At 66.2% G+C, this 14,467-nt stretch carries 15 protein-coding genes and 1 pseudogene; 7 read left to right on the top strand and 9 right to left on the bottom strand.

All coding sequences use genetic code 11. The features are described 5' to 3' along the window. Nucleotides 1-92: 92 nt before the first annotated feature. Nucleotides 93-254, bottom strand: a complete 162-nt coding sequence (locus tag AB0J29_RS36005; protein ID WP_364795536.1) for an NmrA family NAD(P)-binding protein — start codon at nt 252-254, stop codon at nt 93-95. Nucleotides 255-367: 113 nt separating this feature from the next. On the opposite strand from AB0J29_RS36005, the gene AB0J29_RS36010 reads away from it, so the two are divergent. After that, on the top strand, nt 368-1,249 hold the full coding sequence (locus tag AB0J29_RS36010; RefSeq protein ID WP_364795539.1) for a helix-turn-helix transcriptional regulator: 882 nt from the start codon (nt 368-370) through the stop codon (nt 1,247-1,249). Here the strand turns inward: AB0J29_RS36010 and AB0J29_RS36015 are convergent. Both AB0J29_RS36015 and AB0J29_RS36020 read right to left on the bottom strand, forming a co-directional pair. Next, complete coding sequence (locus AB0J29_RS36015) at nt 1,246-1,602, bottom strand: hypothetical protein (protein WP_364795541.1); 357 nt, start codon at nt 1,600-1,602, stop codon at nt 1,246-1,248. The two genes, AB0J29_RS36010 and AB0J29_RS36015, sit on opposite strands and share 4 nt — an antisense overlap. A gap of 37 nt (nt 1,603-1,639) precedes the next feature. Further along, nucleotides 1,640-2,209: a TetR/AcrR family transcriptional regulator gene (locus tag AB0J29_RS36020; protein WP_364795544.1), complete on the bottom strand. Its 570-nt coding sequence runs from the start codon at nt 2,207-2,209 to the stop codon at nt 1,640-1,642. A 99-nt stretch (nt 2,210-2,308) separates the two neighbouring features. Between AB0J29_RS36020 and AB0J29_RS36025 the strand changes: the two genes are divergently transcribed. Next, nucleotides 2,309-2,746, top strand: a complete 438-nt coding sequence (locus AB0J29_RS36025; RefSeq protein ID WP_364795547.1) for a hypothetical protein — start codon at nt 2,309-2,311, stop codon at nt 2,744-2,746. Between the two features lie 144 nt (nt 2,747-2,890). Next, nucleotides 2,891-3,997 (top strand): MAB_1171c family putative transporter, encoded by a 1,107-nt coding sequence (locus tag AB0J29_RS36030; protein ID WP_364795550.1) that lies wholly within the window; start codon nt 2,891-2,893, stop codon nt 3,995-3,997. 167 nt (nt 3,998-4,164) lie between these two features. Here AB0J29_RS36030 and AB0J29_RS36035 read toward each other — a convergent pair. Next, nucleotides 4,165-5,271: pseudogene (locus AB0J29_RS36035) on the bottom strand (transcription termination factor Rho, short form); the annotation flags it as partial. 416 nt (nt 5,272-5,687) lie between these two features. On the opposite strand from AB0J29_RS36035, the gene AB0J29_RS36040 reads away from it, so the two are divergent. Then, entirely contained in the window at nt 5,688-6,545 is an 858-nt protein-coding gene (locus AB0J29_RS36040; RefSeq protein ID WP_364795553.1) for a cyclopropane mycolic acid synthase family methyltransferase, read from the top strand. A 25-nt stretch (nt 6,546-6,570) separates the two neighbouring features. Here the strand turns inward: AB0J29_RS36040 and AB0J29_RS36045 are convergent, their stop codons facing one another. The 5 genes from AB0J29_RS36045 to AB0J29_RS36065 all read right to left on the bottom strand — a co-directional run bounded on the left by AB0J29_RS36045 (nt 6,571) and on the right by AB0J29_RS36065 (nt 9,692). Beyond that, nucleotides 6,571-6,972, bottom strand: a complete 402-nt coding sequence (locus AB0J29_RS36045; protein ID WP_364795556.1) for a PaaI family thioesterase — start codon at nt 6,970-6,972, stop codon at nt 6,571-6,573. A 4-nt stretch (nt 6,973-6,976) separates the two neighbouring features. After that, the gene (locus tag AB0J29_RS36050) at nt 6,977-8,179 is read right to left on the bottom strand and encodes an MFS transporter (RefSeq protein ID WP_364795558.1); all 1,203 of its coding nucleotides are present in this window, start codon (nt 8,177-8,179) and stop codon (nt 6,977-6,979) included. Nucleotides 8,180-8,318: 139 nt separating this feature from the next. Continuing rightward, a complete protein-coding gene (locus AB0J29_RS36055) occupies nt 8,319-8,489 on the bottom strand; it encodes a hypothetical protein (protein WP_364795561.1) in 171 nt (56 codons plus the stop codon). 35 nt (nt 8,490-8,524) lie between these two features. After that, nucleotides 8,525-9,274: an SDR family oxidoreductase gene (locus AB0J29_RS36060; protein WP_364795563.1), complete on the bottom strand. Its 750-nt coding sequence runs from the start codon at nt 9,272-9,274 to the stop codon at nt 8,525-8,527. Between the two features lie 52 nt (nt 9,275-9,326). After that, nucleotides 9,327-9,692, bottom strand: a complete 366-nt coding sequence (locus AB0J29_RS36065; protein ID WP_364795566.1) for a hypothetical protein — start codon at nt 9,690-9,692, stop codon at nt 9,327-9,329. A 170-nt stretch (nt 9,693-9,862) separates the two neighbouring features. Between AB0J29_RS36065 and AB0J29_RS36070 the strand changes: the two genes are divergently transcribed. The 3 genes from AB0J29_RS36070 (at nt 9,863) to AB0J29_RS36080 (ending at nt 14,176) form a co-directional block, all read left to right on the top strand. Continuing rightward, the gene (locus AB0J29_RS36070; protein WP_364795569.1) at nt 9,863-10,438 is read left to right on the top strand and encodes a sigma-70 family RNA polymerase sigma factor; all 576 of its coding nucleotides are present in this window, start codon (nt 9,863-9,865) and stop codon (nt 10,436-10,438) included. 267 nt (nt 10,439-10,705) lie between these two features. Beyond that, entirely contained in the window at nt 10,706-12,508 is a 1,803-nt protein-coding gene (locus AB0J29_RS36075) for a serine/threonine-protein kinase PknD (protein WP_364795571.1), read from the top strand. A gap of 207 nt (nt 12,509-12,715) precedes the next feature. Then, nucleotides 12,716-14,176, top strand: coding sequence for an N-acetylmuramoyl-L-alanine amidase (locus AB0J29_RS36080; RefSeq protein ID WP_364795574.1), 1,461 nt, complete (start codon nt 12,716-12,718; stop codon nt 14,174-14,176). The last annotated feature ends 291 nt before the right edge of the window (nt 14,177-14,467 follow it).

A 14,467-nucleotide genomic window follows, 5' to 3' on the forward strand; every position in this document is an offset into this window, starting at 1 on the left:
ATCGGGATGCAAAGTCCCGATAACTTCGAGAAGTCACTCCGCGCGGCCGCCTGAAGCTGCATAAACCCCCTGTCCACCGTTTGAGGGAAACCTCAATTGGCACCGCTTTCGCGCAATGCATGCGCCGCGGGTGTCTCCAGATCGCGCACGAATGCGTGGACTTCCCAACCGCGTTCGAGTAGTTGCGCTGTGGTCGCCCGGCCCTGCTGTCCGGTCGCACCGATCACGAGAACCGGTCCCTTGTTGCCCGTCATGTCACACTCCTTGTGCTGGGTGATCGTTTCCCCGATCTCCTGTTTCACTTGACGCTAGAGACGGGCGGCGGCGCGGTCCTGTTACCGATACTGCTACCCATAGAGGGCAGGTAATGAAGGAACAATCGCGTAGCGATTCCATGAGGGGTGGTGGTCGGGCGACGGGCGGGCCCGATAACCGCCGCTCCGAACTGGCCGCGTTCCTGCGCGCGCAACGTTCCCGTCTGCGGCCGACCGATGTCGGGCTGCCGCCGGATCTGGAACCGGGGCGACGACGCACGCCCGGCCTGCGTCGCGAGGAGGTCGCCGAACTCGCTGGGGTGAGCCTGACCTGGTACACCTGGCTCGAGCAGGGCCGCAAGATCGCGGCCAGCTCTCAGGTCGTCGACGCGCTGGCCAGGGCATTGCGCCTCGATGCCGGACAGCACCGCCATCTGCGCCGCTTGGCCGGTCTGGCGGATCCGGTCGCCGTGGCCCAGCCCGGCGAGGCGATATCGCGCCTACAGCGTCTGGTCGACTCGATGATGCCGAGTCCTGCGGCAATCCACGACGGTCACTTCGATTTCGTGGTCTGGAACCAGGCCTACACTCGGATGCGCGTCGACCCTGCCGAACTCGACCCGGACCGCCGCAACATGCTCTGGATGATGTTCGCCCACAAGGGAAACCGCGCCATCATGCGCAACTGGGAGCCGGCGGCCCGTGCGGTCCTCAGCCAATTCCGTGCCTTGGTCGGCCGCCGTCCCGATGACCCCCGCCTGACCGCCATCGTCGCCGCGCTGACCGAGGCCAGCCCCGAATTCCGCACCTGGTGGTCGGAATACCTGGTCCAGGACTTCCGTGCCGCCACCATCGGGATCGACCACCCCGAAACGGGCCCCATGAACCTCGAACTATTCCAACTCCGCCTCGTCGAAAACCCGGATCTCCTTCTGGTACTGCAACTCCCAGCCACCGAAGCGGACCGCACCGCCATCATCGCCCACCTGACTTAGGCTTCGGAGTCCTCGTCCGGCCAGTCGTCCGCGATGATCAGGCGGCCGGATTGCATTGCCTGCGTGTACTGTTCGGCGACCACGGCGGTGGGGTAGGTGGGCCAGTAGGAGATGGCGCCGGTGGGTTTGTCGATGACGCAGACCGAACCGCCGATGGCCGGGGGGAGCGGGGGTTTGTGCGGGTCGATACCAGGGGGCGGCGGGAAGATGGCGACGACCGTGAAGCCCGCGTCGAATTCGGTGAGCAGGTTGCTGATGCCGTCATCGGTGGACAGATAGTGGTCGGCGATGCGTTGTGCCTCGGTGAGATCCACCGGAGTATTCGCCTCGGTGGGGTAGGCGTGGATGTCCATGCCTGAGAACTTACGTCCAACGGCCAACGGGCCGTCGTCATTCGAAGTGAACGGTAGCGATCATCCGGCGGGCCAGGGTTTCCGGGTCCGAGCTGTCGCCGAGCATCGAATCCTGTAGTGCCCCTTCCCGCCAGAGCGCCGCGAAACCGTGGACCAGTGACCAGGCGGCGAGCCGGGTGGCTTGTTGCTGCTCATCTGCATTGTCGGGTTGCATGACCGAGACCCCGGAGCGCAGCGCCGTGCCCGCCGCGGTGCGGGCGGCGACCAAGCGCTCGTCCTCGGCGTGCAGGAGTTCACGTCGGAACATGACATCGAAATGGCCGGGATGTTCGCGGGCGAAGCGGGTGTAGGCCACCGCGACCTCGCGAAAGTCCGGTCCGGCCGCGGCCAGCTGCGCGGCGAGCAGGTCGAACCCCTCGATGGCCAGCGCGGTCAATAGCCCCGCGCGATCACCGAAGTGGTGCGCGGGGGCCGCGTGTGAAACATCGGCCCGTCGGGCCAGCCCGCGCAGGGATACCACGTCGACGCCGTCGGTCGCGATCTGGTCGGCGGCTGCGGCCAGGATGGTGGCCCGCAGATCGCCGTGGTGATAGCCGCTTTTCGCCATGTCTCGATAGTCGCCCAAAATCTAGTCATTGACAAGTTTCCCGCTCGGACCTAATCTAGCCACTGTCAAGATTAGGTGCTCGACCCACGGGAGACTCTGATGGCACCGCTGGTTGTACTCATCGTCATCGCCGGACTCGCTCGATTGATCGGCTGGCTCGGCAACCTCGGTTGGCTCGACTCCTGGCCACACGCCGCCGCGCTCGGGCTGGCCGCGATGTTCGCCCTCACCGCGAGCGCGCATTTCGTCGAGCCGAAGCGCGGCGCACTGGTCGCGATGGTGCCGCCGCAACTGCCCGATCCGGCGGGCTGGGTCACCCTGACGGGTCTGCTCGAAATTGGCGGTGCGATCGGCCTTTTGATCCCGTCCATCGCCAAACTGGCTGCCGCAGGCCTGATCCTGCTACTGATCGTGATGTTCCCCGCGAATATCCGTGCGGCACGGGCGGACATCGGCATCAAGACCATGCCGCTGCCGCTGCGCACCGTCGTACAGTTCATCTTCCTCGGCGCGGCCATGCTCGTGCTGCTCGGCTGATCCGCGAAACCAGTGTCGGCACACCGAATCGGTGTGCCGACACTGTGCTGTCGCCGGTCGGTGTCGCAGCGCCGAGGTGTGGCTGTTGGCGGGCGGTATCCTCCGATGGAACGAGTTCTAGTTTTGGGGCCGAGAGGGATAGAGATGTCATCACTGATTCCCGGAGCACTCGGCTGGTTGGTACTCGGCTACGTCGGCGTTATCACGGCGGGGCGACTGATCTTGTTGCGGGACACACTCATCGATCAACTCGTCAACCGGATGTTGCTATGGAGCATCGCCGCCCTGCTGTGCTACCGATTCGCCTCGACGCCGAGCATTACCAGTCCGGTCTACGTCCTCGCATTGGGATGCGTGGTCATGACGACCATGCATCTCTATGTCATGGCGCGCTACATTCTCGCCGAGACCGAGCCGATGGCGGTGTGGCAGCGGCTGCGTCGGTGCGGTTTCGTCGCGGTGGTTGCCACCGTCGTCATGCTGCTCGCCGGGACGGCGGCATCGGACAACGGTCGACCGGTCGATCTGAGCACGCACGGGCCCGCGGTGATCTTCGCGATCGCTTATGCCGCACCGGTGGCGGTCGATATGGTCGTCTTCCTGCTCGCGGGCATCCACGAACTTCGCCTCGGCGATCTCAGCGCCAAGATGCGGTTGGTCTGTTGGACTCTCGGCATCAGCGGCGGCTTCGTCTTGAGCAGTCAGACACTGTCCGTCGTCCAGCTGCTGACGGGGCGACCCGATCTCGGTCCGCATCTGCCGCGTGGCGAACTCGATTTCGTGCTCTGCCTGACTCTCGATGTGACCCTGCTCGCCATCCCTTTGTTCAGCACTGTGCTCACGCTGTCGGGTTGGGACCGCGAGGGCCGAATCTATCGCCGACTGCGACCACTGTGGCGCGACCTCACCGCGGCGGTACCGGAGATCGTGCTACCTGCCGACGCGCGCCACGGCGCGGATCCGGTCACCCGACTGTTCCGCATGACCGTAGAGATCCGCGACGCACTACTGCACCTCGGTCCCTACGTCCCCACCGAGACCACGCAACCGCAACGCATGGGCGAATCGGATTGGGAGATAACCGATTACGCGCAGCATCTGGCACGCGCCGCACGTGCTAGAAGGGCAGGGCAACTGCCCACCGTGGTCGGATCCGGTCCGCGGTTGCCGGTAACCGCACACGATTTCGACACCGAACTCCGGCATCTGCTCGGCCTCGCCCGTGTCTGGCCGAAGACGGCAGTGCGATGAAGTTCGCACCGGGTGGCGCGGACCACGCACGGCCGAGCCGAATACGACGATAGCCCGACCGGCCCTGTCTCCCCCTCCGAAGACAGGCCCGATCGGGCTGTAATAAATATGCCTCGGAGGACTAGACACGGCCTTAAAGCAGCCTTAATGGAGACGTGTCGAGCGGATCAGTGCCGCTTGCCGCCGAGTTGGGCCAGGAACTCGGCATTGGTCGGGGCCTGGCGCAGGCCCTCCAGCAGCAGGTCGATGGTCTGCTGACTGTCCACCGCGGCGAGGGTGCGGCGCAGCAGGTGGGTGGCCGCCAATTCGTCCTGGGTGAGCAGCAATTCATCCTTGCGGGTGCTGGATTGGGCGATATCGACGGCCGGGAAGACCCGGCGGCTCGCGGTCGCGCGATCCAGCTTCAGCTCGGCATTGCCGGTGCCCTTGTACTCCTCGAAGATCACGGTATCGGCCAGCGAGCCGGTCTCCACCAGGGCGGTGGCGACAATGGTGAGCGAGCCGCCGTTCTCGAAATTGCGTGCGGCGCCGAGGAATTTCTTGGGCGGCGCGAGCGCGGCGGCATCGACGCCGCCGGAGAGTACGCGCCCGGAGGACGGGGCCGCATTGTTGTAGGCGCGGGCGAGGCGGGTCAGCGAGTCGAGCAGTACGACGACGTCTCGCCCCATTTCGGCCAGGCGCTTGGCATGCTCGATGGCGAGTTCGGCCAGTGCGATCTGCTCGCGCGGGGTTTGGTCGAAGGTGGCGGCGGCGACATCGGCGGGCACCGACCTGGCCAGATCGGTCACCTCCTCGGGACGTTCGCCGACCAGTACGAGCATCAGTTCGCATTCCGGGTGGTTCTTCGCGATACCGTGCGCGATCGCTTGCAGCACAGAGGTTTTGCCTGCCTTGGGTGGTGCGACAACGAGTGCGCGCTGCCCCTTGCCGATGGGCATGACCAGGTCGGTGACCCGGGTCGTCATGGCATGCGGTTCGGTTTCCAGCCGCAGCCGCTGGTTGGGATAGATGGGGATGAGGTCCTCGAAGTGGGGCCGGGTCGCGGCGTGCTCGGCGTCCTGTCCGTTGACCGATTCGATGTCGATCAGCGGGTCGAGCTTGCCGTCGCGTGCCGGTTCAGCGGTTCCGATGATGAAATCACCACGGCGCAAACCGAATTCGCGGATGCGCCGGGGTGGCACGTGCACATCGCGCGGACCGGGGAGGTAGCCGTCGACCCGGAGGGCGGCGGCACGGTTGTCGGCGATATCGAGGATGCCGCCGACGGATCGGAGGGGGTGCGCGGCGGTCCCTGCCGCCGCATCCCCGTCCTGTGATACGGGAAATATGCTGTCTTTCATTGTTTTTCCTTTGCGTGGGGTACGGCGAACAGCCGTGTGAGGCAGCGTCGATGGGCGCGTGCTGCGGTGAATGTCCCTGTGGGCTCCGGGCGCGCGGCGGACCGCCAGCGTGGTCGGGGAGTTGAGAGATCTTGTGGGAAGTCCGGCTCTGATCGGCCGGGATGTCTACATCCACAAGGACAGCGCCGAGAGTACATCGTCGAACGGCCGTTACGCAATGGTCACAACCCGGCCACGGCGACTGGACCGGGCCACGTTTTCGTATCGGTAGTCGATTATGCGAAACGGCGCGGTGGTGTGTCTCGCAGCAGTGGGTATCCGGCCAGGACCGACCGACGGCAGGAGCTGCGATGGCCGACCTCGAACCGTTCTACCAGCAAGTTCAATCGCACTACGACATCTCCGACGACTTCTACCGGTTGTTTCTCGACCCGTCGATGACCTATAGCTGCGCCTACTTCGAGCGCGACGATATGACCCTGGAACAGGCCCAGCTCGCCAAGATCGATCTCGCGCTCGGCAAATTGGATCTACGGCCCGGGATGACCCTGCTCGATATCGGATGCGGTTGGGGCGCAACGATGTTCCGTGCGGTCGAGCGCTATGGCGTGAAGGCCGTCGGTCTCACCTTGAGCCGCAATCAGTGCGAGTACGTACGCTCGGAGATCGATCGGCGCGGTGTGGCAGGCGTCGAAGTTCGACTGCAGGGCTGGGAGGAGTTCGACGGGGTTGTGGACCGGATCGTCAGCATCGGTGCGTTCGAACATTTCCGCCGCGAGCGGTACCCGGCATTCTTCGCGCGCTGCCACCACATGCTCCCGCCCGACGGCCGGATGCTGCTGCATACGATCATCGGTCACACCCTCAACGACCTACGTCGCATGAATATTCCAGTGACCAGGGAGGCCGCGCTTTTCCACATCTTCATCAAGCGCGAGATCTTCCCCGGCGGACAGCTGCCCCAGCCCGCCGAGATCACCCGCTTGGCCGGGCAGGCCGGATTCGGCACCGAACAGATTCAGCCGCTGCGCCTGCACTACGCGCGCACGCTGGACCACTGGGCCGATGCGCTGGTCGACAATCACAACGAGGCGGTGCGGATTGCTTCCGAGGAGGTCTACGTCAGGTACCTGAACTACCTCACCGGATGTGCCGAGTACTTTCGTAGCGGGCACATCGATGTCATGCAGTTCACGATGGTGAAGTGAGCCCGGCGCGACGCCGGGCTCGAGGTCAGAGTACGGCCTGGGTCTGGGTCACCTTCGCGACGAGTTTGTCCGCGTCATCGTGGATTTCGGTCTCTACCACGATGAACGACCGTCCCGCATGCAGCGGTCGCGCCGTCGCGATCGCATAGCCGGAACGCACGGCCCGCAGAAAATTCGTCTTGGACTCGACCGTCGTCGTGCCCTGCTTGCCTTCGGGCAGATTCAAGAACGCACACACCGCGGCGGTCCCATCGGCCAGCGACATCAACACCCCACCGTGCAGCACCCCGCCCAGCGTGCACAGCGACTCGTCCCAGGCTATCCGACTGCGCACCAAGGCGGCGCCGTGCTCGAGCACCTCTACCCCGAGGCGCTCGGTGAACGGCATGGACTGGTGAAAGAGCTTGGTGCCTACCTCATCGATCATGAAGTCAGCCTGCCCGATGGACCCGCCGCGCGTCGATTACTCCGAAGGTAATCAGAAGTACGAGCAGCGCGGTCGCGCCGCCGCAGAGCAGCACCGTCCCGGGCGCGGTCCGATCCACGATTACCCCGCCGACCAGCGCACCGATGCAGAAGGTGGCCTGGAACGAGGCGGTGAACAGTACCGAAGCCACCTCGGGCGCATCGGGTAGCGCATCGGCGAACCAGGTCTGCAGCACCACCGGCACACCGCCGTATCCGATACCCCAGACGATGAGCAGTGCGATCGCGCCGAACTCCCAGTGACCGAGCATCGGCAGCAGCAGCATCGCGACCGCCATCGCACTCGCCGCGAAGCCGAGCGCGAGCCGGGGACGGCTGAGCAGCGTGCCGCCGAGGAAGTTCCCGGCAATGCCCGCCACACCGTAGATCAGCAGCAACACGGTGATCGTGCCCGCGCTCACCTCGGTGACCTGTTCCAGGAACGGCGTGACGTAGGTGTAGGTGCCGAACTGCGCGATCACCACGAAAAATGTCGCCAGCAAGGCGATTCGGACGACACTGCCGCGAAGAGCGAGACGCAGCGCAGTAAGGCGAAGGGCCGGTCCGGCGGGCAGCGGCGGCAGCGTGACCGCGAGCAGCGTCAGCACCACCGCGGACAGGACGCCCAAAACCACGAAGGCGGCGCGCCAGCCCGCGACATGTCCGACGAAGGTGCCCGCGGGCACGCCGAGCACCGAACCGAGCGGAACGGCGGAGAAGATCACCGCCGTTGCCCGGTGCACCGACTCCGGCGGCACCAATCGTCGGGCCAGTCCGGCCGCGATCGACCAGTAGCCGCCGATGGTGACTCCGATCAGCACGCGAGAGGCCAGCACTACCCAGAACTGCGGCGCGCTCGCGGCCACCACATTGGCGATCACGAGCAACACCGTGCAGCCGCACAGCAATAGTCGGCGATCGATCCGCGCGGCCGCGACCGTCACCAAGGGCGCGGCGATCGCGGCCAGCAGACCGGGCAGGGTCAGCATCAGCCCTGCCATGCCGTCGGAGATCGTGAAATCGGCTCCGATCGAGGTCAGCAGGCCGATCGGCAGTATCTCGGTGGTCACGATCGAGAAGATGCCGAGCATTACCGCGATGACCGCGAGCCACCGGATCAGCGGTGGTCGGGCGACGGCGGCGGGGGAGGGCGCAAGAGCTGTGGACATGCGCTCCAGTCCAACAATTCCGGCACTCCGAGTGCTGGCGGGTTTGGGCCGCGAATGTCGGTGCCGTGCTGGACTATTCGACGTGAGCACCGATGCCCGTTGTGCGACCGGGAAGGCGTCGCACAACGGGATCGGTGTCCTACGAGCTGAAGAACTGGATCGCGCTGGCGACGACCACCTGCACACCGACGACGATCATGGCCGCGGCGGCGCCGCGCGATGCCCGCGGCGGCCCAGGCGCGGCACATACCGATCGGTCTGCCGCCAGCGCGGGCATGCCGACGCTGCCGCCCGCGACACAGCCGAGCACCGCACCGATGCTGGTGCCGACCAGGGTGCAGGGGCTCAGCTCATCCGGGCGACGACAGCACGGGGCAGATGTGGCAGCACCACATCGATGAGCCGCCACGGCCAACCGGGCACGCAGGCGCGAATCCGCTCCCGCTCGATCGCCCGCACCATCGACGCGACGCCCTTCGCCAACGGCGCGACCATGCGGGCGTCACCGGCCTTCGCCGCCATATCGGTCGCGATGAATCCGGGAAGTAGCGTGGTCACCGCGATCGGTGAGTTCGCGAATTCGACCGTGAGCGCCTCACCGAGCGCGGCAAGTCCGGCCTTGCTCGCGGAGTAGGCGGCCTTCTTCCCTGGCAAGCCGCGCACCGCACTCATCGAGGACACCAGCACCAGGTGGCCCGACTCCTGAGCGCGGAAGATCTCCAATGCCGCCTCGGTCTGGGCGAGGGCGCTGACGAAATTGGTGGTGGCCGTGGCGAGATTGGCCTCCGCACGTCCGGTGCCGAGCAGCGCGCCCTTGCCGATACCGGCATTGATGATCACCCGATCCAGTCCGCCGAGTTCATCGCGCAGTTCCGCAAAAACCCGTGGGATGGCCGCGTGGTCATCGACGTCGAGCGCGCGGACCGCGACGGTAATGCCTGGGTGCGCGGCGGTGAGTTCGTCGCGCAGGGCCACGAGCGCGTCGAGGCGGCGGGCGCACAGGGCCAGGTCACGGCCTCTGGCGGCGAACTCCCGCGCCATGGCCGCGCCGAGTCCGGCGCTCGCGCCGGTGATCAGGATCTTGCTCCGCGTCATGGTTGCGAACCATAACGGCTACTGAACGCGAGTCGATATCCGTGGGTTCGACTCAGCCGCCGAGTAAGCCCGTGCTCGGTGGCAACATGTGCCAGGCGCCGCAGTTCACGGTCTTGAAGGCCACATCGGTCGACGCGATCTCGGCGCGGACCGGGCTGTTCCTGGTGAATTCGTTACTGATGATGTAGTGCTGATCGGTGTTAGCGCCTTCGACCTTGCGCAGCCGCCGCCAGTCGCAACCAACGGCCGGATCTGGGGTGCCCGGGGCCTCCCAGACACCGGGGAAGATATCGACGCCGACCAGATAGACGCCATCCTCGGTGATGGTGGTGCGGGGCTGGGCGGCCGCGGTTCCGGTGCCCAGCAGTGTGACGGTAGCCGCCATCGCCCCCGCGATCACGAGCGTGCCTGCACGCATACTGCTGTCTCCTCGAGTTGTTGTGTTCTTGCCGCCACCGGAGGCTGAACTGCGGAGATCCCCGTATCTCCGGGGCCAAGCTCTACCAGACTCGGTGGTCGATTTCGGTGGAACCGCCGGATTCCCGCTCGCGTGATTCCACTCGCGCGGATTCTCGCGATATCCGTTGTATGAGTGGTATTCGTCTGGTGGTCGACGTCGCGGGCAGGCGGTCGACTTGCGCGACGGCATGTGCTGGGCTGTGTACCGAGGATGGGCTCGCCGCCGTGCTGGCCGCGGACCGGGCGCTGCTACTTTGGCGCGCCATGCGCCGACTCGGCGATTCGGGCCTCGCCGAACAGGCGGTGCAGGAGACGTTGCTACGGGCCTGGCGCTCCTGTGCGGCGTTCGACGAAAGCAAGGGCACGGTGCGCACCTGGCTGCTCGCCATCGAACGCAACATCTTGACCGATATCGCCCGCGCCCGCGCAGTCCGGCCCGCGGATACCGGATGGGACGAGATCAGCGAGATCAGCGATGTCCGCTTCGCCGATCCGGACTTCACCGAGCGCCTCGTCGACGGTCTACTCGTCGCCGATCTACTCGCCCGGCTACCCGAATCGCAGCGCGTCGCGGTGGTGGAGGTGATTCTGCGGGACCGCGCCTATCAGGAGGTGGCCGATGACTTCGGCGTTCCGGTCGGCACGGTCAAGACGCGGGTGCACTATGCACTGCGGTCGTTGCGCCGCTTGCCGATTGGAGCCTGAGTCCCCCTCCCGCATCCGGTGACACCGTTGAGTTGGGACAGAGCCGAAAGTGAGACCGAGCCGTTGAGTTGACAGTCCCACGTGCTCTGGTCGGTGTTCAGGCGGTGTCGGTGGTCGGAACCATACTGGTCGTACACCGGCGATAGCGCCCGACCATTGAGCATCTGGCCTGGCTGAATCAACTAGTGTGGGGCTACAGCTCGCGGGCACGGTTGGAAAGGCAAGCGAGTACGCCGTTAGCCAGACAGGTGGTCACGGGACGGCACGATGAATGACAAGTCAGTGGGTGGCGGCGACACCGCCCAGGGGTCGGGGCCAGCGGAGGCGTTCGGGCGCTATCGGCTGTTGTCGCTGCTGGGTCAGGGCGGCATGGGCCAGGTATGGCGGGCGCATGATTCGCTGACCGACCGGGTGGTGGCGCTAAAGGTGTTGCCCGAGAGCTTCGCCAACGACGAACAGCTGCGCGAGCGGTTCCGCCGGGAGTGCCGGACGGTCGCGCAGCTGACCGAGCCGCATGTGATCCCCATCCACGACTTCGGCGACATCGACGGTCGGCTCTATCTGAATATGCGTTTGATCGAGGGCACCGACCTGCACACGGTGATCACGCGAGAAGGGGCCTTGCCGCCGCGGCGGGCAGTAGCGATCATCACCCAGGTGGCCGGCGCGTTGCAGGCGGCCCATGACGTTGGGCTGGCGCACCGCGATGTCAAACCCGCCAACGTCCTGCTGAGCGCCGATGATTTCGCCTACCTGATCGACTTCGGGATCGCCCACGCCGCCGACGACCGTACGCTGACCAAGGTCGGCGAGACCATCGGCACCGTCGCCTACATGGCGCCGGAGGCGATAAGCGCGGCGGCCAAGACCGATGCCCGAGCGGACGTCTATGCGTTGGCGTGCGTGCTGTACGAGTGCCTGACCGGCCGACCACCGTTTGCGAGCCCATTGGGCATCGAGGGTGTGATCGCCCATCACCTGCGTACCCCGCCGCCGCAACCCAGCGCCACTACCCCCGATGTACCGATGGCCTTCGATGCGGTCATCGCCAAAGGAATGGCCAAAAACCCTGACGATCGTTACCGGACCGCGCGCGAACTGGCCGCGGCGGCACGCGCCGCGGTGGGCGATTCCACGGTCAGCATCAGCGGGGGCCTAGCTGCGCGCCGTAGGCGGCGAATCAGGTTGTCGGCCAAGACCGCCGGGCTGCTCGCCGTCGCGGCCGGGGTTGCGGTAGTGGCCACCGTAGCGGTGATTATCGGCGTCCAACGGGAATCAGGCGGCGGTGGCAACTCGCCCACACCTATCGCCCCGGCCTACTCGTCACAGACCGCTCTGCCGTTTACCGGCGTAGACCTACCCACCGGTGTGGCGGTCGACACTGCGGGCAATGTATACGTCGCCGACATTGGCAACGATCGGGTGGTGAGGTTGGCGCCGGACGCGTCGGCGCCGACCCCGCTGCCGTTCACAGGTCTGAAGAATCCCCAGGGTGTAGCGGTCGACACGGCGGGCAACGTATACGTCACCGACACGAGTAACAATCGGGTGATGCGGTTGACGGCAGGCGCGTCGGCCCCGCTGCCGTTCACCGGCCTGAGGAATCCCCAGGGTGTGGCGGTCGACACGGCGGGCAACGTATACGTCACCGATCGGGGCAACGATCGGGTGATGAGGTTGGCGGTGGGCGCGTCGGCGCCGACCCAGCTGCCGTTCACCGGGATCAAAGATCCCCAGGGGGTGGCGGTCGACAGGGCAGGCAACGTGTACGTCACCGAATTGGGTACCGATCGGGTACTGAGGTTGGCGGTGGGCGCGTCGGTGCCCACCCCGCTGCCGTTCACGGGGCTCAATGATCCCCAGGGGGTGGCAGTCGACACGGCGGGCGACGTGTACGTCGTCGACTGGGGCAACCAATGGGTGGCGAGGTTGGCGGTGGGCGCGTCGGTGCAGACTCCGCTGCCGTTCACTGGGCTCAAAGAGCCACAGGGGGTGGCAGTCGACACGGCGGGCAACGTGTACGTCACCGACCTGGGCCCCAATCCGGTGGTGAAACTCCCGGTCGGCTGAACCACCAGGACCGGCCTACCCGATCCCAGCGTCGCCGCGATCGGGGTGTACGCGCATCTGTTCGAGGGCCACGAGTCTAGAACTCGCAAGGCTATAGACGCTATGCTCTCCCGTAACAACAGCACCAGCAGTAACACCGGGAGCGCTACCGCTTAGGTCGATTCGCTGGAAGCGCTCACGGGACCATCACGGGACTAGGGAGCTGCTTTGTCTATCTACCAGGCATTTCGCGTGAAGCCAAGCATCATCGGTACCGGTATCTGCTGCGCCGTCACGGCTGCCGTGGTGGTGACGCTGTCGGGGCTGACCCCGGCCGCGGTCGCCGATCCGACAACTCCGGATATGTCCATGAAACTCGTCGGCAAGACCGTATTCCTCGACCCGGGTCATCAGGGTCCCGACCACGCCGAGAACATGGCGAAGCAAGTCGGCAACGGTCGCGGCGGCACCAAGGACTGCCAGACCACCGGCATGACCACGGTCAACGGCGTGCCGGAGCACACCATCAACTGGAAGGTGGCCGAGTTGGTTCGGGCCGCCATGCAGGATCTGGGCGCCAAGGTGGTGCTCAGTCGTCAGGACGACTCCGGATGGGGCGGCTGCGTCGATGAACGCGCGCAGGCCGCCAACGCCTCCGGCGCCGATGTCGCGGTGAGCATCCACGCCGATGGCGCACCGGCGCAGGACCGAGGCTTCCATCTGATCGTGCCGCAGCTGCCGATCCCGGATCCGAAGGCCGATCAGGTCCAGTCCGGGCTCGGCCTCGCGGCCACGAAGGCGGTGCGCGACGCGTATCTGGAGGCCGGATTCCCGGCCGCGAACTATGCGGGCGCACAGGACGGACTACAGACGCGCGCGGATGTGGCCGGTCCGGCAATGACCACCGTGCCCGATGTCTTCCTCGAGATGGGCAATGGTGCCAATCCCGAGGACGCCGCACTGCTGGAGAGTCCGGAAGGGCAGGTCAAGCACGCCCTGGCCATTACCACCGGCCTGGTCGGCTTCCTGCTCGGCGTACCGCAGCAGGCGACGGCGGGGACGGTTCCGGTGCCGACCGGTTCGGCGACAGACCGGCCCGCCTCGGCTCCGCTCTCGAATACCTCGCAGACGCAGTCGGTTCCGCATGTTCCCGGCACCCAGCAGGCTCCCGGCGGAACGCAGACTTCGGCCGTCCCGCTGCCGCAGGCCGTGCCCGAATCGACGACGGTCCCGAATTCCGCACCATCGACGGGGACAGCCCCGACCGCGCCCGCATCATCGAATCCGCCGCAGGGGTACGCACCGGCACCGGGATACACGCCGGTGCCCAGCTCCCCGGACACGCAGTCACAGTGGTCGGCGCAGTCACCCGGCTCGCCGGGCACGCAGTCACAGTGGTCGGCACAGTCGCCCAGCTCGCCGCAAGCGGGTACATCGCAGTCACCGGGCTACGCACTCTCGCCCAACACCCCGCAATCACCCGGTACGGCCCAAACGCCGGGTTTCCACATGTCGCCGGGCCAGACCGCGCCGAGCACAACCGGTTCCCTGCCAGGCCTGGTCGGCACGATCATGCAAATGATGCTGCCGCTGGCCAGATCCCTCGGCATGGACAACAGCGTGCTCACCTCCGAGCTGATCAACCTGGCATACACCCTGGCCAGCACACTGCTCGGCCCGACCAAGTAATAGCTGCCCGACTGCGGACATAGTCCCGATAGTCGTGAGTGGCGCGCATTCGTAACCACCACGGAGCGAGTCTTACGAGCGACCCGTCCCCGTCCCCGGCCCGTCGCACGTCCGAGCCGTCGAAGCGCATACGACGAAGTCGCGAGTCTCGACGCGCGTGCACCAGGTGCCGAACGATCCGCCATCCGCGACCACCACGGAGCGAGTCTTACGAGCGACCCGTTCGCGGCCCGTCTCGCGTCCGAGTCGTCGAAGCGCATGCGCCGCAGGCGCGAGTCTCGACGGCTCGGA

Origin of the sequence: Nocardia sp. NPDC049707 (genome assembly GCF_040674855.1) — a bacterium.
GTDB lineage: Bacteria > Actinomycetota > Actinomycetes > Mycobacteriales > Mycobacteriaceae > Nocardia.